The 18347-nt window shown below is 66.2% G+C and carries 14 protein-coding genes and 1 tRNA gene; 3 read left to right on the forward strand and 12 right to left on the reverse strand.

What is annotated here, in order from left to right; all coding sequences use genetic code 11:
• Positions 1–368 precede the first annotated feature (368 nt).
• Positions 369–1508 carry an MFS transporter gene (locus ACVOJ1_RS02435; RefSeq protein WP_065181266.1) on the forward strand — a complete coding sequence of 380 codons (1140 nt, stop codon included), beginning with the start codon at positions 369–371 and terminating at the stop codon, positions 1506–1508.
• Between the two features lie 7 nt (positions 1509–1515).
• Here ACVOJ1_RS02435 and ACVOJ1_RS02440 read toward each other — a convergent pair whose 3' ends face one another.
• Positions 1516–2661, reverse strand: coding sequence for an alpha/beta fold hydrolase (locus ACVOJ1_RS02440; protein ID WP_180876655.1), 1146 nt, complete (start codon positions 2659–2661; stop codon positions 1516–1518).
• Positions 2662–2887: 226 nt separating this feature from the next.
• On the opposite strand from ACVOJ1_RS02440, the gene ACVOJ1_RS02445 reads away from it, so the two are divergent.
• Positions 2888–5266: a TonB-dependent receptor gene (locus ACVOJ1_RS02445; protein WP_193395531.1), complete on the forward strand. Its 2379-nt coding sequence runs from the start codon at positions 2888–2890 to the stop codon at positions 5264–5266.
• Positions 5267–5274: 8 nt separating this feature from the next.
• Positions 5275–7383, forward strand: coding sequence for a phosphocholine-specific phospholipase C (locus ACVOJ1_RS02450; RefSeq protein WP_197600460.1), 2109 nt, complete (start codon positions 5275–5277; stop codon positions 7381–7383).
• A gap of 66 nt (positions 7384–7449) precedes the next feature.
• Here the strand turns inward: ACVOJ1_RS02450 and ACVOJ1_RS02455 are convergent, their stop codons facing one another.
• From ACVOJ1_RS02455 to hfq, 11 genes are all read right to left on the reverse strand, one after another.
• Positions 7450–8370 carry a hypothetical protein gene (locus ACVOJ1_RS02455; RefSeq protein WP_065181262.1) on the reverse strand — a complete coding sequence of 307 codons (921 nt, stop codon included), beginning with the start codon at positions 8368–8370 and terminating at the stop codon, positions 7450–7452.
• Positions 8371–8549: 179 nt separating this feature from the next.
• Positions 8550–8642, reverse strand: a tRNA-Ser gene (locus ACVOJ1_RS02460).
• A 77-nt stretch (positions 8643–8719) separates the two neighbouring features.
• A complete protein-coding gene (gene csrA, locus ACVOJ1_RS02465) occupies positions 8720–8923 on the reverse strand; it encodes a carbon storage regulator CsrA (RefSeq protein WP_053520007.1) in 204 nt (67 codons plus the stop codon).
• A 147-nt stretch (positions 8924–9070) separates the two neighbouring features.
• On the reverse strand, positions 9071–11719 hold the full coding sequence (gene alaS, locus ACVOJ1_RS02470; protein ID WP_197600435.1) for an alanine--tRNA ligase: 2649 nt from the start codon (positions 11717–11719) through the stop codon (positions 9071–9073).
• Positions 11720–11828: 109 nt separating this feature from the next.
• On the reverse strand, positions 11829–12323 hold the full coding sequence (recX, locus tag ACVOJ1_RS02475; RefSeq protein ID WP_111186069.1) for a recombination regulator RecX: 495 nt from the start codon (positions 12321–12323) through the stop codon (positions 11829–11831).
• A gap of 110 nt (positions 12324–12433) precedes the next feature.
• Positions 12434–13471 (reverse strand): recombinase RecA, encoded by a 1038-nt coding sequence (recA, locus tag ACVOJ1_RS02480; protein ID WP_128990793.1) that lies wholly within the window; start codon positions 13469–13471, stop codon positions 12434–12436.
• Positions 13472–13675: 204 nt separating this feature from the next.
• A complete protein-coding gene (gene lexA / locus ACVOJ1_RS02485; RefSeq protein ID WP_053520003.1) occupies positions 13676–14311 on the reverse strand; it encodes a transcriptional repressor LexA in 636 nt (211 codons plus the stop codon).
• A gap of 89 nt (positions 14312–14400) precedes the next feature.
• Positions 14401–16083, reverse strand: coding sequence for a 2-polyprenylphenol 6-hydroxylase (gene ubiB / locus ACVOJ1_RS02490; protein WP_346480043.1), 1683 nt, complete (start codon positions 16081–16083; stop codon positions 14401–14403).
• 34 nt (positions 16084–16117) lie between these two features.
• Entirely contained in the window at positions 16118–16612 is a 495-nt protein-coding gene (locus ACVOJ1_RS02495) for a CinA family protein (RefSeq protein ID WP_053520002.1), read from the reverse strand.
• A gap of 120 nt (positions 16613–16732) precedes the next feature.
• Entirely contained in the window at positions 16733–18043 is a 1311-nt protein-coding gene (gene hflX, locus ACVOJ1_RS02500; protein WP_346479943.1) for a ribosome rescue GTPase HflX, read from the reverse strand.
• 14 nt (positions 18044–18057) lie between these two features.
• Complete coding sequence (hfq, locus tag ACVOJ1_RS02505) at positions 18058–18333, reverse strand: RNA chaperone Hfq (RefSeq protein WP_004152891.1); 276 nt, start codon at positions 18331–18333, stop codon at positions 18058–18060.
• Positions 18334–18347: the final 14 nt, after the last annotated feature.

Consider the following 18347-nt stretch of genomic DNA (forward strand, 5'->3'; position numbering starts at 1 on the left):
GTCACGCCCGCGGTGCCGACCGGTACCGCGGGCGACCTCTGGCCTCAACCGCCGACGGCGGCGCAGGCCTCCAGAATCAACGCAGTCACCTCGGCCGGTTTCGACGCCAGCGAAGCATGGCTCGCATCCAGTTGCAGAAGACGCCGGGGCTGGATCCGATCGGCCATCATCTGCGGGTTCTGAACAGAAGCTCTCGTGGGGTCTGTCCATACGCGGCCACAGATCACCGTCGCGGTGCGGGGCGGGGTTCGATGCCGCCTCGCCCTTGGCGCGCTGCAATCGTATGCATGTCGCCCCCCCTCCGTTGGCACTTGCCGAACCGCCATGAAATCGCTTCCATGTCGGTTCACTGGAGCTTCCTACTGCGCATGACGCCTTCTTCCCCACGTGCCCAGCAGCACGCCACCCGCGCCGCCTTCTTCATTCCCGGTTTCGCCACCGCCGCGTGGGCACCGATGGTGCCCTTCGCCAAGGCCCAGGCAGGGCTGTCCGACGCCGGTCTGGGCGCCGTGCTGCTGTGCCTCGGGCTGGGCTCACTGCTGGCCATGCCGCTGGCCGGTGCGCTGACCGGTCGCTTCGGCTGCCGTCGGCTGCTGGTGGTCACCTGTGCACTCGTGCTGCTGGCACTGCCGCTGCTGGCGGTGCCGCCTTCGCCCTTCGTGCTCGGTGCGGCCCTGTTCGTGTTCGGCGCGGGCGTGGGTGCGATGGACTGCACGATGAACATGCAGGCAGTGGCCGTCGAACGCGAAGCCGGCCGGGTGATGATGTCCGGCTTCCACGCCTTCTACAGCATCGGTGGCTTTGTCGGCGCCGGCTGCATGACCGGTCTGCTGATCCTGGGCACACCGCTCTGGCTGGCCGCGCTGCTCGCGGCGGCGGCACTGCTGCTGGTAGCTGTGCTGTCGGCACCGCACTGGCGTCCGCAACGGATCCTGCACGAAGGCCCCTTGCTGGCACTGCCACATGGCGTGGTGCTGTTCATCGGCGTGCTGGCATTCGTGGTGTTTCTCGCCGAAGGCTCGATGCTGGACTGGAGCGCCGTGTTCCTGGCCGAGGTACGGCAGGTGCCTCGCGACCAGGCCGGCGCGGGCTTCGCGGTGTTCACTCTGGCGATGACAGCCATGCGCCTGTTCGGCGATGGCATCGTCGAGCGTCTCGGCCGCACCCGCACCCTTGTCATCGGCGGCATCACCGCTGCGGCCGGCTTTGCCGTGGCCACCCTGGTGCCATCGTTGCCGGTTGCCCTTGCGGGCCATGCGCTGGTCGGCCTGGGCTGCGCCAACATCGTGCCGGCACTGTTCTCGATGGCTGGACAGCAGCGCGCGATGCCCGAGAACATCGCCATCACGGCTGTCACCACACTGGGCTATGCCGGCATTCTCGCCGGCCCGGCCGCGATCGGCGCACTGGCCCATGCCAGCAGCCTGGGCTTCGCGTTCCTCTGCGTGGCGGCACTGCTGATCGGTGTCGCGCTGTCGGCGCCCGCACTGGCGCGCCGGCTGTCCTGACGATGCATCAACCGCGTGCCGGCTCCGCTGCCGGCACATCGTGCACCAGCCACTCGGCCTGTGCCGGCAGCTGCGGCGCCGGGCAGGTGGACGGGGGGTGCCGTTCGTCGCGCGCCATCCAGTCGTCGACCACACCGGCCAACAGATCCAGCCGCAGCGGCAGGGTGATATGGTCCTCGCCGCGCATCTCGATGTAGTGCGCCCGCGGGTTGGCCTGCGCGAGTTCGCGCCCCTGGCTCACAGGAATGTGCTGGTCGCCCTGCCCGTGCAGCAGCAGCACGCAGGCGCGCGTGTCGGCCAGCGCACGGGCCACATCCACATGGTCAAGATCGACATCGATGCGGCGGCTGGCCGCAGCAATCACCTGGTCGATGTCCTGTCCGCCATAGCGCCACCGCGCATATGAGGCCACGGCCTGTGCTTTCCACCCTTCCGGCTGCAGCGCCATCAGGTGCGGAATCATCGTGCGGATGGCTACGCCGGCATTGGCGAACGACTCCATCGCGACGACGCCGGCAACCTGGTCACCGAGCTTTTCAGCGGTGAACACCGCCGTCGCCGCGCCATAGGACACGCCGAACAGATACAGGGGCCCGGTGACTTCGCCGCGTGCGCGCAGCTCAGCGATCACATCGACCACGTCGTCCGATTCGTAGGTGCCATAGCCGGAGGGTCCAGCCCCGGACTGACCGTGGTTGCGCAGGTCGAGCGTGACCACGCGATAGCCCGATCCGGCCAGCTGCAATGACCACGGCAGCATCGAATCGCCGTTCATCATCCAGCCGTGCAGGAGCACCACGGTGCCACGCGGCGCCTGTGCCCGGAACGGCTGCGGCACCGACAGGCTGAGTCCGGTGTCCAGCGGCAGGCCATTCTCGTGCCGCTGCGGCAGATAGCGATAGCGGGCGCCGTAGTCGCCCGGATCGAACACGCGCCAGAAGATCGGCACGCCATCACGGCCCGGCGCGAAACCATGGCGATTGGGAATCCCGGCAATGGCCGCAGCGATGCGCGGCTGGTCAAGCAGCGTCGACACGCCGCCCGGCGCGACCAGGCGGTCGGCGAGCGAGGTGGATGCGGCATTCATCGAGGAAGAGCATGCAGCCAGCCACAGGCCGGCGCACGCCAGCAACAGCAGCAGCGGGCGCTTCATGGGCGATCAAGGAAGAAATGCGACAGCGTGGCAGCCTAGCGGGCACCGCGCTTGCCATCTATCGCGGTTCGATGACGGCTTGATGACAGCGCAGCATCGATTCAGCTTGGTGCAGGGCACCTCCCGCGCCGCGGGTGCAATGAAGGCTGCATCTGCACGTCACCGTCACGTCACTGCCGCTGCCGACACTCCGGGGCTTCCCCCCACACGTGAAGGTCCGGTTTCGATGCCAACGCATGCGCGTATTCCCCGTATCTCGTTGCTTGCCCTGCTGATCGCGCCCACACTGGACGCCCTCGCCGAAGCACCGCAGGGAGAGGGTGACACGACACGTCGCAGCGACGCCCGCACGCTGGACCAGGTCCAGGTGATCGGCCAGGCAACCAGTTACGCCAAGACTGCGGTGCGCACGGAAACACTGAACCGGCAGCTGGTGATGAGCAGCGTCAACGACGCGCTCAACGAAGTGCCCGGCGTGGTCGTCAGCGAGGCCGATGCCACCGGTTCGTCGGTGTGGGGCACGCAGATCAGCATGCGCGGCTTCGTCACCAACCGCGATACGCAGCAGATCGGCACCACCATCGATGGCCTGCCCAATGGTGGCTCGGGCTACGGCGGTGGCTCCCTGGCCAATCGCTACATCGACACCCTGGACCTGGAAACGGTGGAGGTCAGCCAGGGCACGGCTGACATCTCCTCGCGCTCGAACGAGGCGCTGGGCGGCACCCTGAACTTCCTCACCGGCGATCCACTGCAGGACAGCCGGCTGCGCTTCGTCGTCGGTGCCGGTGACAATGAAGCGCGCAAGTACTACGTGCGCTACGACACCGGCGTGCTTGGCGGCCACACCCGTGCCTGGGTCAGTGCATCCTCGGCGCGCGTGCACGATTGGATCGACGGCAGCGGCCGCACCCGCAACGACCATATCGCCGGCAAGTTCGTCACCGAACTGGACCGCTGGACACTCACCGGCTATCTGTCCTACAACGATGCCGACGAACCGGAGTACACCAGCGTTTCGCCACAGGGCTTCGCCACCAATCCGGACCGCGACAACCTGGTCGGCACCCTGACCGGCATTCCCTATCTGGACCAGAACTTCCGTTCCGGTTCCCGTGCCCTGCGCGAGAACACCTTCGGTTACCTGCGCGCGGCCTTTGACGGTGGCAACGGCTTCAAGGCCTCGATGGCGGCCTACGGTCATCGCATGCAGGGTCGCGGCGACTGGCTGCCGCCGTACCTGGCGCAGGTCAGCGACGATGGCAGCGGTCGCCCCGAGTCGGAGTACACCGGCGGCAGCACCGTGTACGGCGGCAGCAACCGGGGCCAGATCTACTTCGTCAATCCCGATGGCAGCGCCGCCCAGCGTCTGGCCACCTGCACGCCGCGGCTGGGCTTCACGGCCGAGTATGATCCGGGCTGCTACGCCGGCAATGTGCTCGGCGCCCAGTCCTACCGCCACACCCACTACGACAACGACCGCATGGGCGTCACTGCCGACGTCGAGTGGCGGCAGACCTTCGGCAGCATCGACAACACGGTCCGCGGTGGCCTGTGGGTGGAAAAGCTGGACCGCTCCGCACGCCGCGACTGGCACCGGCTGCTCAACGTCGGGCAGGACATCGCCTTCGATCACCAGCCGTACTGGGTCCAGTTCGAAGACCGGTACAAGGTCGATGAGCAGATGTACTACATCGAGGACGTGGCCCGCTTCGGCCCCTTCAGCGCGCGCCTGGGCGTGAAGCAGTTCTTCGTGGACCAGTCCCGCCGGCGTGTGATCGGCGCCGCCGAGAACGTCACGTCCGATTCAAAGTCCGATCCGCTGCTGTCCACCGGCTTCACCTGGGCACCCGGTGTTCAGGGCATGGAACTGTTCGCAGGCTTCTCGCAGAACTTCGCGGCCATCCCCTCCGGCGTACTGGGCGAGACCGATCCGCAGCGCTTCCGCAACGTCGAGCCGGAGACCGCCGACAACATCGAACTCGGCATGCGCATCAGCCGCTGGCCGTTGACCGCCTCGGTCACCCTGTACAACATCAAGTTCGACAACCGCATCGTCTACCTGCCGGCCGGTTTCGTCAGCGGCATCGATTACCTGGGCGAGACCGACGGCGTCTACGAGAACTTCGGGGGCGTGGAGAGCAATGGCCTGGAAGCGGCGCTCGGATACGGCTGGGACAACGGCTGGCGGATCAACGCGGCCTATACCTACAACCGCTCGAAGTACCTCGGCAGCGGCGATTCCGCGCGTGACGCCCAGCTGGGCATCGTCGATGGCGCCAAGGTGATCGGCCAGCCCGAGCAGATCCTGGTGGTCTCGGCTGACTGGCAGGGCGAGAACTGGAACTTCGGCCTGTCAGGCCGCTACCTGGGAACGCGCTACCTCGATGCTGCCAACGCCAGCAGACTGCCCTCGGCCACGGTGTTCAATGCCAACATCGGCTTCGATCTGCAGGGCCTGTCGCCACGCCTGAAGGGCATGGGTGCGAACCTGGTGGTGAGCAATCTCACCGACAAGCGGTATCTTGCAGGTGTCGACGGCCGCGACAGCGCCTTCATCGGCGCTCCGCGCACCGTCGGCATCTCCTTCCGCGTGGACCTGTGAGTGAACCCGTGACCGATATCGGCCGTCGCCGACTGTTGCAGGCCGGCCTTGCCGCCGGCCTTTCACCGCTGCTGCCGAGCATCGCCCGGGCCGCCGCGATCGCCCCCGATGCACGCACCCGCAGCCTGCAGGACCTGCAGCACATCGTGGTGTTCATGCAGGAGAACCGCTCGTTCGATCACTACTTCGGCACCCTGCCGGGCGTGCGCGGATTCGGTGATCGTTTCGTGGCCCCCGCCGCCCCCCTGGCGGGCGGTGGCGCTGCGCGCACCCTGTGGCTGCAACCCGATGCCAGCGGCAGCCGGGCGATCGCACCGTTCCCGCTGGATACCGCCGCGCACTTCGGCTACATGCGCGTCGAAGGCACGCCGCACACCTGGCCTGACGCGCAGCGTGCCTGGGACCATGGGCGCATGGGGCAGTGGCCCAAGGCCAAGCAGAATCACTCCATGGGCTACTTCCAGCGCAGCGACCTGCCCTTCCAGTTCGCACTCGCCGATGCCTTCACCGTCTGCGATGCCTATCACTGCGCGATCCAGGCCGGCACCAACCCGAACCGGGTGTTCCTGTGGACCGGCCACAACGATCCCTTTGCCCGCGCCGGCGGCCCGGTGATCGCCAACTCCCACGACAACTTCCCGGAGCACGGCGGCCATCCGGCGTCCTACCAGTGGACCAGCTACGTCGAGCAGCTGCAGCAGGCAGGGGTGTCCTGGCAGATCTACCAGGACATGGCCGACAACTTCACCGACAACCCGCTGGCGGGATTCGAGACCTTCCGGCAGGCGTACCGCGCTGCACCGGGTCACGATCCGCAGCTTCGCGCCCGCGGGGTCAGCACGCGCGGGCTGGCACAGCTGCGCCAGGATGTGGTCGACGGGCAGTTGCCACAGGTCAGCTTCATCATCGCCGACGCTGCCGGCAGCGAACATCCCGGCCCCTCCAGCCCGGCGCAGGGCGCGGCCTACACCGCGCGCGTGCTCGACGCGCTGACCGCCGACCCGGAGGTCTGGAGTCGTACCGCCCTGCTGTTGATGTTCGACGAGAACGACGGCTTCTTCGACCACGTGCCGCCGCCCGCCCCGCCTTCACCGCTGGCGGATGGCTGGGCCGGCGCATCGTCGGTCGGCACCGAAGGCGAATACCATCGGCATCCTGCGCCTGGCGACGAGAAGTACGACGCCGCCGAGCTGCGTGGCCGCCCCTATGGACTGGGCCCGCGCGTGCCGTTGTACGTGATCTCGCCCTGGAGCCGGGGCGGCTGGGTCGATTCGCAGGTGTATGACCACACCTCGGTACTGCGTCTGATCGAACGCCGCTTCGGTGTGCCCGCACCGGGCATCTCACCGTGGCGGCGCGCGGTCTGTGGCGATCTGACCCACGCGTTCGATTTCGCCCAGCGCGATACCCGCCCCTTCGTGCAAGCGTTGCCTGACGTCGATGCGGTGGCCGCGCGCGCGGCGGCCCTGCCGGGCCGGACCGTGCCTGCCCTGCCGGAGGGGTTGCACCCTGCACGCCAGGAAGCCGGGGTGAGACCGGCACGCGCCCTGCCCTATCGGCCGCAGGCCCGGATCACCGCATTGGCCGCCGGAAGCATCGATCTGCAGCTGGCCTGCGAAGGAGCGGCAGCGGTACTGCATGTCTACGACCGGCTGCGCCTGGACGCGATTCCGAGGCGTTACACGCTGGTGCCGGGCACGCCCGTGCAGGCGCGCTGGCCACTTGCTGCCGATGGCCGCTTCGACCTGTGGCTGCTGGGCCCCAATGGATTCCATCGCCACTTCCGCGGCGATGCCACTTCCCCGATGTTGCTGGCGGAGATGGAGCGCGCCGATGGCCAGCTTCGCCTGCGACTGCGTAATCCGGGCGATGAACCCTGCCGGGTCCGCGTGCAGGGAGGCGCCTATGCCGGGCACATGCCGGACCAGACGCTGGACATTGCCGCGCGCTCGGAAACATCACTGGCCTGGGATGCAGCGCCTACCGCAGGGTGGTACGACCTGCATGTCAGCGCTGGAAGCGGTGCGCTGCGCCTGGCAGGGCGCGTCGAGGATGGCCGCCCCGGCACCAGCGATCCGGCGATGGGCAGTGAACCCTTGCGGTTCCAGCACGATTGAGGTCGAGGACGAAATTCGGCAGGCCGCGTCCTGCCCCATCGAAACCGACGGAATCGGGACTGCGCGTCATTGATCTGCGATGCAGCAGTCCGCGTACACCTGCGTCGCCCGCTCGCGCGCAGCCTCGCGCTGCGCAGGGCTCAACTTCGCCTGCAACTCCTGCAGGCTCCTCGCCGGCATATGTGCCGGATTTGCCTTGGCAGCGGCCAAGGCATATGCATAGGCATTCACGCCATCGTAGGCGGTGATTCTTCCCTTGTCGTACGCGCTGGACAGGTGACTGACCGCATCGAGGCTTCCCGTTGCCGCAGCATCATGGAGATGGCGCATCGCACTCTCCCGCCATCTGACCAGGGATTCCGGATTCGCAAGCCACTCCGACGGAGGGCCGATGACGGTCTCGGGATCGGCCGCGTAAAGCAGCTTGGCTTCGATTGAACCCTGCGAGGCGGCCCTGGCAAGCCATGCTCCATGATAGAAGGCAGGCGCAGCTACCAGGGACGCACACTCGCCCAGACGACGCTCATCATTGACCAACGAGGCAGGATCCGGCGTCATGCCTGCATTACGAAGGAAATCGAATGACGCGACCGGATCATGCTTGATCAGGTTCCTGCACTCGCGCACCGTCAACTCCATCAGATAGCTCGCATCCGCATCACCGGCGTCGGAACGCTGCTTCATCACCCTCATGTACTCAAGCGCATCGCCCGGCGGCCGCCGCTCACGGTTGCCGGCAATCTCGTATGCCTTCGGACCTACCCGGCGGAAGACCTGGGGATTCGGCGGCTGCGGACCCGTTCGCGCAGCGGCACGATGCTGCTTTGAGGGCACGGGTGCGACGTCAGTGCGGCCTTGCGTGTGAGGCGCGTGCGCCGCAATCGCCTGCGGCATGGAATCCGCGCGGCCCCACAGGACATAACCGCCGGTCAACACGACAACTGCCACGCCGCCCACGATCAGAGCGCGCTTCAATGAAATCTGCATCCGCACTTCCCGTCCCATCGATCGCCGATCCGTCGGCGTACCGGCTCAGCACATCAGAACCTGCAATCCAAGTCCAGCAATCAGCGCAGACTCGATTCCTGCAGGTGATGGGCAACGTGCTGCACGGGAGAATTCCGGCCACAAAAAAGCCCCTGTCTCCAGGGGCTTTTCTGAGTATCTGGCGGAGTGAGAGGGATTCGAACCCTCGATAGAGCTTTTGACCCTATACTCCCTTAGCAGGGGAGCCCCTTCGGCCACTCGGGCATCACTCCGGGGATTTCACCGCGGGGGTGCGTCGCACCTCAGCGGGGCGTGAATCATAACGTTAATCACGCGCGAAGGTAAAGCCTTATTCCGCAGAATTTTCACCACCGGCGCTGCCGGCTTCGTCACCACGCTGGATGCGCTGGTAGATCTCTTCGCGATGCACAGCGACGTCCTTCGGCGCAGTGATGCCGATACGTACCTGGTTACCCTTGACGCCGAGCACGGTGACGCTCACCGAGTCACCGATCATCAAGGTTTCGCCGACGCGGCGAGTCAGGATCAACATTTTTGTAAGTCTCCATGGAACCGTGTGGAAGGGTATCCCCCACCGGCTTGACGCTTCGTCAAGAAGCGCTACCACGACAAAGGGAAAAGATTCGCAATGGTACCGTCAGCCGTCCCGCTCCTACAAGAAGGGGGACGGCAGGCTTCATCACAGGCGGGGGCTGACCCATTCGACGACGGCAGCCAGTGCAGTGGCAAGGGCGGGCCCGTCCTCGCCACCACCCTGGGCGAGGTCCGGGCGTCCGCCGCCCTTGCCCCCGATCTGACCGGCGATATGCGACAACAGTTCCCCGGCCTTGACCCGGCCCGTTGCACTGCCGTTCACGCCGGCGACCAGGGCGGCCTTGCCGTCCTGGGCACCTGCCAGCACGATCACCGCGTCTCCCAGCTGCTGCTTCAGGCGGTCCACGGCATCGCGCAGCGCCTTGGCGTCGAAGCCCTCCAGGCGGGCCGCCAGTACCTTCACGCCCGCGACCTCGACCGCCTGGCTGGAAAGGTCGGCGGTCGCACCCGCGGCAACCTTGGCCTTCACCGCTTCCAGTTCACGTTCCAGCTGCTTCTGGCGCTGGCCAAGCGCCCGGATCTTCTCGACCACGTCGGCAGCACTGCCACCCAGCAGCTCGGCCGCCTCGGACAACCGCGCCTCTTCGGCATCGACGTAATCCAGGGCGCCCTGACCGGTGACCGCTTCGATGCGACGCACGCCCGCGGAGACACCGCCTTCCGAGGTGATCTTGAACAGGCCGATATCACCGGTGCGCTTGACGTGGGTGCCACCACACAGTTCGGTGGAATAGTCGCCCATTTTCAGTACCCGGACCTGTTCGCCGTACTTCTCTCCGAACAGTGCCATTGCGCCGAAATCGAGTGCTTCCTGCATGCCCATGGAGTGCACTTCGGCAACATTGTTGGCACGCACCTGCTGATTGACCTTGCGCTCGATCACGGCCAGTTCTTCGGCACTGATCGGCTGGAAATGCGAGAAATCGAAACGCAGGCGGTCCGGCGCCACCAGCGAGCCCTTCTGCTGCACGTGCGTACCCAGCACTTCGCGCAGGGCCGCGTGCAGCAGGTGGGTGGCCGAGTGGTTGAGGATGGTGGCGCCGCGGCGCTCACCGTCGACCTCGCCAGCCAGCACATCGCCCACCTTCAGGTCGCCTTCGGTCAGGGTACCGACATGGCCGTGGAACTGGCCCGCGAACTTCTGGGTGTCTTCCACCGCCAGGCGCACGCCGTTGCCGGTCATTACGCCGGTATCGCCGACCTGGCCGCCGGACTCGGCATAGAACGGCGTCTGGTTGGTGATGACGATGACGGCATCGCCGGCACTGGCCGACTGCACCGGACGCCCCTCCTTGAGCAGCGCCAGCACGGTCAGGTCACCGGCCTGCAGGCGGTCGTAGCCCAGGAACACGGTCGGGGTGAGCGTCGCCACCAGCTCGGCCGGCAGGGTCACGCCACCGCCGAACTTGCCCGCGGCACGCGCGGTCTCGCGCTGCTGTTCCATTGCCGCATCGAACCCGGCGATATCGACCGTCAGGTCACGCTCGCGGGCGATGTCCTGGGTCAGGTCCAGGGGGAAGCCATAGGTGTCGTAAAGGCGGAAGGCGTCACCTCCCGGGATCACGCCATTGCCGGCCCTCGCCGCAACGTCTTCGAAGATTTTCATGCCGGCGTCGAGCGTCTCGGCGAACCGCTCCTCCTCAGCCTGCAGCGCGCGGGTCACGGTGTCCGCTGCCGCCGGCAGCTCCGGATAGGCCTCGCCCATCTGTGCAACCAGCGTCGGCACCAGCTTGCTGAAGAACGGCTGGCGCACACCCAGCATCCAACCATGACGCAGGGCGCGGCGGATGATACGGCGCAGCACATAGCCCCGTCCTTCGTTGGAAGGCAGGACGCCATCGACGATCAGGAACGAGCAGGCGCGGATGTGGTCGGCAATCACGCGCAGCGACTTGTTCTCCAGGTCGGAGGTACCGGTCAGCTCGGCGGCCTTGCGGATCAGAGCCTGGAACAGGTCGATCTCGTAGTTCGTGTGGACATGCTGCAGGATCGCCGCAAGACGTTCCAGGCCCATGCCGGTGTCCACGCACGGCGCCGGCAGCGGCACCAGAGTGCCGTCCGGCTGGCGGTCGAACTGCATGAACACCAGATTCCAGATCTCGATGAAGCGGTCGCCATCCTCATCCGGCGACCCCGGAGGACCGCCGGCAATGTGGTCGCCGTGGTCGTAGAAAATCTCGGTGCACGGACCACACGGGCCGGTGTCGGCCATCTGCCAGAAGTTGTCCGACGCGAACGGCGCGCCCTTGTTGTCGCCGATCCGCACGATGCGCTCTTCCGGCACCCCCACCATGTCGCGCCACAGTTCGTAGGCTTCGTCGTCGGTCTGGTAGACAGTCACCAGCAGGCGATCGGCCGGCAGCTTCCAGACCTGGGTCAGCAGCTCCCACGCCCACGCAATCGCGTCCTTCTTGAAGTAGTCACCAAACGACCAGTTGCCCAGCATTTCAAAGAAAGTGTGATGGCGGGCGGTGTAGCCAACCTGGTCAAGATCGTTGTGCTTGCCACCCGCGCGCAGGCAGCGCTGGACATCGGCCGCGCGCACGTAGCTGCGCTTCTCGGCACCGAGGAACACGTCCTTGAACTGCACCATGCCGGAGTTGGTGAACAGCAGGGTCGGATCGTTGCCAGGCACCAGCGGTGCCGACGGCACGATGGTATGGCCTTTGCCCTTGAAGAATTCAAGGAAATCGCTGCGGATCTGGGAGGTCGTGAATTTGGCGGGTGCGTTCATTGGGGGCTGGCAGTCTGCGGGCCGGCGGACCCGGACCACCGGCCGCCTGGGCCAGGGTCGCGACGGACCGCCGAAAACCTAAAGGGTATCAGGCCCGGCGCCGCCAGTCTCAATCGTCAGGGTCGTAGCGGGTCGCACGGCGGATGCTGTCACCGTCGAAGCCCCGCCGCGCCAGCAGATCCGCCGCTTTGCGGCGCTGCGCCAGGTCCTGTGGGCCGGCCTCGCCAAAGCGGCGGCGGACCAGATCACGGGCGTTCTCCTGCCAGTCGCCCTCGTAGCTGTCCATCGCTGCGGCAATCGCGGCACTGTCCAGCCCATGGGTCCCCAGTTCGGCACGCACATGGATGGGGCCGTAACCGGTGTTGGCCCGCATGCGCACCAGGTTCTCGGCAAACCGGGTGTCGTCCTGCCACCCCGCCTCGGTCAGCTTGGCGACCGCTGCCTGCGCGGCTTCGTCTTCGATACCCCGCGCAGTCAGTTTGCGGGTCAATTCCTTGCGTGAATGCTCCCGGCGGACCAGCAGGCCCAGTGCCCGCTGCACCGGAGTCTGCTCGCGAGGCCGGCGCTTTCGGCCTGTCGAGGTAGGTTCGTCGCTGTCGGACATCAATCCCTCCAGGGGTGGCGCCGTCCCTGGCACCCTGCCCATCCTGGGCGGTTCGAACCTGCGGGGTAGAGCGACGTCACTGACGGCGTCACCCTACCCCACAGCAAGACTTACTCGTCGTCGCCTTCGTCGTCGCCGTCCTCACGGACGGCCTCGGACGGCTGGAATTTCTCGCGCAGCTCGGCTTCGAGCTTGGCGGCGACGGTCGGGTTGTCACGCAGATAACCGCGGGCGTTGTCCTTGCCCTGGCCGATGCGCTCTTCGCCATAGCTGTACCAGGCACCGGCCTTCTCGACCAGCTTGGCATCCACGCCCATGTCGATCAGTTCACCTTCACGGCTGATGCCTTCGCCATACAGGATCTCGGTGATTACCTGCTTGAACGGCGGGGCCAGCTTGTTTTTGACGACCTTGATCTTGGTCTGGTTACCGATGATCTCATCGCCCTTTTTGATCGCACCGATGCGGCGGATGTCCAGACGGACCGAGGCATAGAACTTCAGCGCGTTGCCACCCGTGGTGGTCTCCGGGCTCTGGCCCGGCATCATCACGCCGATCTTCATGCGCAGCTGGTTGATGAAGATCACCAGCGTGTTCGAGCGCTTGATGTTGCCGGTCAGCTTACGCAGCGCCTGGCTCATCAGGCGGGCCTGCAGACCCGGCAACTGGTCGCCCATCTCGCCCTCGATTTCGGCCTTCGGGGTCAATGCCGCGACCGAGTCGATCACCAGGATGTCCACCGAGCCGGAACGGACCAGCATGTCGGCGATTTCCAATGCCTGTTCACCGGTATCGGGCTGCGACAGCAGCAGGTCGTCCACGTTCACGCCAAGCTTGGCGGCATAGATCGGGTCGAGAGCGTGCTCGGCATCGATGAAGGCAGCGGTGCCTCCCATCTTCTGGCACTCGGCGATGGCCTGCAGCGTCAGCGTGGTCTTGCCCGAGGACTCCGGTCCATAGATTTCCACCACGCGGCCCTTCGGCAGCCCCCCGATGCCCAATGCGATGTCGAGCATCAGCGAACCGGTCGGAATGGCTTCGACGGGCTCGACCACACGGTCGCCCATGCGCATCACCGAGCCCTTGCCGAACTGCTTTTCGATCTGGCCCAGAGCAGCAGCCAATGCGCGCTTCTTGTTCTCGTCCATCGTATTGGTCCTTGCAGAGGTCATTTCGTTGGGGGTGCTGTCTTTGGGGGTCTTCTTTGCCATGGCTTCACTTTAAGGCGGACGTATCGCACAGGCTGAGATTCTGCCCGGCGCTTTGAAAAGAATTATCGGACATCCGTACCAACCTCGGTGGAACCAGAGAATCGCCACAAAAGACCGCGGGGTAACGCACCTTCGAACGCTTCAGCGATTCGGCCGCAACAGGCCGCAGTACAGGCCTTCGATCGAAAAGTCCTGGTCGGGAAGCACTTCGATCGGCTTGTAATCGGGGTTCCGGGGCAACAGCCGAATACGGTCCTTCGCGATCTTCAGCAGCTTGACGGTGATCTCATCATCGATGCGCGCCACCACGATCTGCCCCGAATGGGCGTCGCGGGTGCGGTGCACGCCGATCAGGTCACCATCGAAGATGCCTTCGTCGATCATCGAGTCACCCTGCACCTTCAGCAGGTAATCCGGCGCGGGCGAAAAGAACACCCGGTCCAGCACCACGAAATCGTCCGAGCCGATATCCGCGCCGATAGGGAGGCCGGCGGCGACCCGCCCCAGTACTGGCAGCCGCAGCACGCTCTCGGGCAGCCCGGGCTCGGCCAGGGTCTCCACGGGGGGAGCCTGCACCAGGCGGATGCCCCGGGCCTGGCCGGGAATGCGGCGGATCGCTCCCGCCTGCTCCAGCGCCTCCAGGTGGTACTGGGCCGCGCGTACGCCCTTGAAGCCGAACGCACGTGCGATTTCAGTCTGCGACGGCGGCGCGCCTTCGCTCTCGATACGCTCGGCGATCAACTGCAGGATCGCCTGCTGGGTGTCGGTCAGGTCCATGGTTAGTAGTATTACTACTAACTACGGGAACTGCAAGTGCCGGACACGACAAGGCGAAGCGTGCCGGGCGATACCGCAGCGAACGACACTCAGTCGTGCCTGCCACTTCTCCAGATGGAGAACAGGATCCAGACGCCGCAGATACCGGCCCCGACGAATCCGGAGACCCCGAGTGCCAGCAGCCAGCGGCTGGAAACCCCACCGACGCTGTGCATGACGATCGATGAGCCGATGATCAGCGCTGCAGTCACGATGCCCATCACCATGCGATTGGCCGCACGGTTCACCTGCTCGCCAAAGCCCTGCAGCGCACTGGTCTCGACCTTCAGCTGCAGGCGCCCACGGCGCGCCGCCTGCACCAGCTTGCGCAGATCGCGCGGCAGATCGCCGGCGAAGTCGATCATTCCCAACAGGCTGCGCCGGCCGCGTTTGAGCAATGCCCGCGGCGCGTAGCGCTGCAGTACCACCCGCTCCAGGAAGGGGCGTGCGGCACTGGCCATGTCGAAGTCCGGGTCGAGCTGCCGGCCCATGCCTTCCAGGGTGAGGAACGCCTTGATCATCAGTGCGAGGTCGGCCGGCAGGGTCAGGCTGTAGCTGCGCAGCAACTGGGTGATGTCGCCCAGCATCAGGCCGATGCGCAGATCCTTCAGCGGCACGCCACGGTACTGGTCAACGAACTGGCTGATGTCGTGCTGCAGCCGGTTCTCATCCACCTCCACGCCCCCGGCCCAGTCCAGCAGGACGTCGGCCACCCCCTGCGGGTCCTGTTCGACCAGCCCGTGCAGCAGTTGCGCAACCTGGAAGCGACGCACTTCGGACAGTGCCCCGACCATGCCGAAGTCGATCACGCCGATGCGGCCGTCACGCAGATAGATGATGTTGCCCGGGTGTGGATCGGCGTGGAAGCTGCCGTCCTCGAGCACCATCTTCAATACGATGTTGGCACCGCGCCGCGCCAGTTCGCGACGGTCCAGCCCTGCTGCGTCCACGCCGGCAAGATCGCGGCCCGGAATGCCGTCCACGAAGTCCTGCACGTTCAGGCTTTCGCAGGTCCACTGCCAATGCACGCCGGGAACAAGGATGTCGTCGCGACCTTCAAAGTTGCGTGCGATGCGCTCCGCGTTGCGGCATTCGGCCGCGAAATCGAGTTCGCGCCGCAGCGATACGGTGAACTGCTGCACCACCTCTGCCGGCCGGTAACGGCGCAGATCCGGAAGACGCGCGTCGACGATTTCGGCCAGCCGTGCCAGCAGGCGCAGGTCGGCTTCGACCACGTCACGGATGCCGGGACGACGCACTTTCAGCACCACTTCGCGGCCGTCCAGCAGGCGCGCGCGATGGGCCTGCGCCAGCGAGGCCGCCGCCATCGGTGTTTCGTCGAGGAAGGCGAATACCTGCTGCGGAGGCGCGCCCAGATCGGCCTCCAGCTGCGCGCGGATCTGCGCATAAGGAAGGGCCGATACCGCATTCTGGAGTTCGGAAAGCTCGGCGATCCACTCCGGCGGCAGCAGATCGACACGGGTCGCCAGCACCTGTCCGAGTTTGACGAACGTCGGACCGAGGTCCTGCAGGGCGCTGCGCACCCGCACCGGCGCGGTCATCCGCAGCAGATGCTGGCGGTCCTCGTTCCAGTGCAGCAGGCGCCCGGCACGCTCCAGCACCGTGGCCAGGCCGATCCGGCGCACCACGTCGCCGAAGCCATAACGGATCAGGACCGCTGCAATTTCCTGCAGCCTCCCCAGGTCACGGACGGTGCCCAGCGTTTCCCACATCATGCGTGCTCCGGACGATTACCGCAGCAGCATGTCACAGCTGGGCGTCGATACCGTGCAATGCCGCAGCGACGGTTTGCCTGCGGATGGCTTCGCGGTCGCCATCGAACTGGAACAGTTCCGCCCGGGCGTATCCGCCGCGGCGCTTCCAGCCGATCCAGACGCTGCCGACCGGCTTGTCCGGGCTGCCGCCACCAGGACCGGCAATGCCGGTAACCGCCACCGCGATGCCGGCACCAGAGTTGATCAGGGCGCCGGACACCATCTCCAGCACCGTTTCGCGGCTCACCGCACCGAACTGCTCCAGCGTCTGCGCACGTACCCCCAGCAGGCGCTGCTTGGCTTCGTAGCTGTAGACCACCATGCCGCAGTCGAAAAACGCCGAGGAACCGGCAATGTCGGTCATGGTCTTGGCGATCCAGCCGCCACTGCAGCTTTCAGCCGTCACAAGCTGCAGCGAGGCCTGCTGCAGGCGCTGCCCGAGTGCGGCAGCTTGGGCGTTGAGGTCGGCGTCGGTAGGGATGGACATCGAGATGACAGTGGGGTGAAGAACCCGCCTGTTGTACCGCAGATCGCAGACGCGTGTCGCGTCCCGGCCGGTACGCGCCCGACTACGCAGCGGCGCGCACCGGGATTGTGCGGCGCTATCTCACCATTCCGGCAGCTTTTCCGGCAGCAGGGCACGGATCGGCCCGCCATCAATGCCCGCCGCGAGTTTTTCGGCTTCGGCAATCGGAAGATCGACCTGCAGCAGCCAGCCCTCCTCGTCTGCCTGCTCGCTGCGGATCACTTCCAGCTGATGCAGGCGCGCGCGCAGGCGGCCCGCATCCGGCGGCAGGCGCAGCTCCCCGGTCACATGCTGCAACCCCAGGCGCTTGCCCAGCACCGTCTGCAACAGCTCCAGGCCCTGCCCGTCACGCGCGGAGATCCAGACCCGCTCGCGGCGCGACTCGTCCGGCACGCCATCCTGACCATCGTGGCGCACTTCGGCGCCCTCGATACGGTCGATCTTGTTGAACACCAGCAGCTGCGGCAGATCACCCGCACCGACCGCAGCCAGCACCTCGTCGACCTGGGCGATGCGCTCCTCGCGGTGCGGATCGGCCGCATCGACCACGTGCAGCAGGAAATCGGCCTCGCGGGCCTCGGACAGGGTCGAGCGGAACGCGGCCACCAGGTCGTGCGGCAGGTCACGGACGAAGCCGACGGTGTCGGCCAGCACGACGTTTCCACCCGGCACAGCGATGCGGCGCACCGTCGGGTCCAGGGTCGCGAACAGCTGGTCGGCCGCATAGGCCTCGGCGCCGGTCATCGCGTTGAACAGGGTCGACTTGCCGGCATTGGTGTAACCGACCAGGGCCACACGCGGCAGTTCGCTGCGCACGCGCGCACGGCGCATCTGGGTGCGCTGGACTTCGACCTTCTCCAGCCGCTTCTGCAACTGCTCCACCCGCTTCTGCAGCAGACGGCGGTCGGTTTCCAGCTGGGTTTCACCCGGGCCGCGCAGGCCGATCGAACCACCGCGCTGGCGCTCCAGATGGGTCCAGCCGCGCACCAGCCGCGTCGCAAGGTGACGCAGCTGCGCCAGCTCGACCTGCAGCTTGCCTTCGTGGCTGTGAGCGCGCTGCGCGAAGATGTCCAGGATCAGCCCGGTACGGTCGATCACCCGGCGCTCCAGGAAGCGTTCCAGGTTGCGTTCCTGGCCGGGGCTCAGCGCATGGTTGACCAGCACCAGATCGGCGCCGGTGGCGTCGGCTGCTGCCTTGATCTCATCCAGCTTGCCGCTGCCGATCAGGGTCGAGGGATTGGGACGGTCCAGGCGCGCGGTGATCGTGGCAGCGATGCTGGCCCCTGCCGAGCGGGCCAGATCACCGAACTCTTCCAGCACGTCGTCTTCCAGCTTGCCGAAGTGCGGCTGGATCAGCAGGGCATGTTCACCCTTTTTCGAGCGGTCAAACATTCACCGCTCCGGTCTTACTCGTCTGCTTCATCACCTGCCTGACCACCTTCACCCGACTGCACATAACCACCGCCCGGCCCAACCTTCACATTGCGTGCCGGCACCACGGTGGAGATCGCATGCTTGTAGACCATCTGGCTGACCGTATTGCGCAGCAGGACCACGAACTGATCGAACGACTCGATCGTGCCCTGCAGCTTGATGCCGTTGACCAGGTACACCGAAACCGGCACGCGTTCGCGCCGCAGTGCATTCAAGAAAGGATCCTGCAGCGATTGCCCCTTGGACATTGCTCACTCCTGAT

The sequence above is a fragment of the Stenotrophomonas sp. STEN225 genome, from assembly GCF_056756445.1.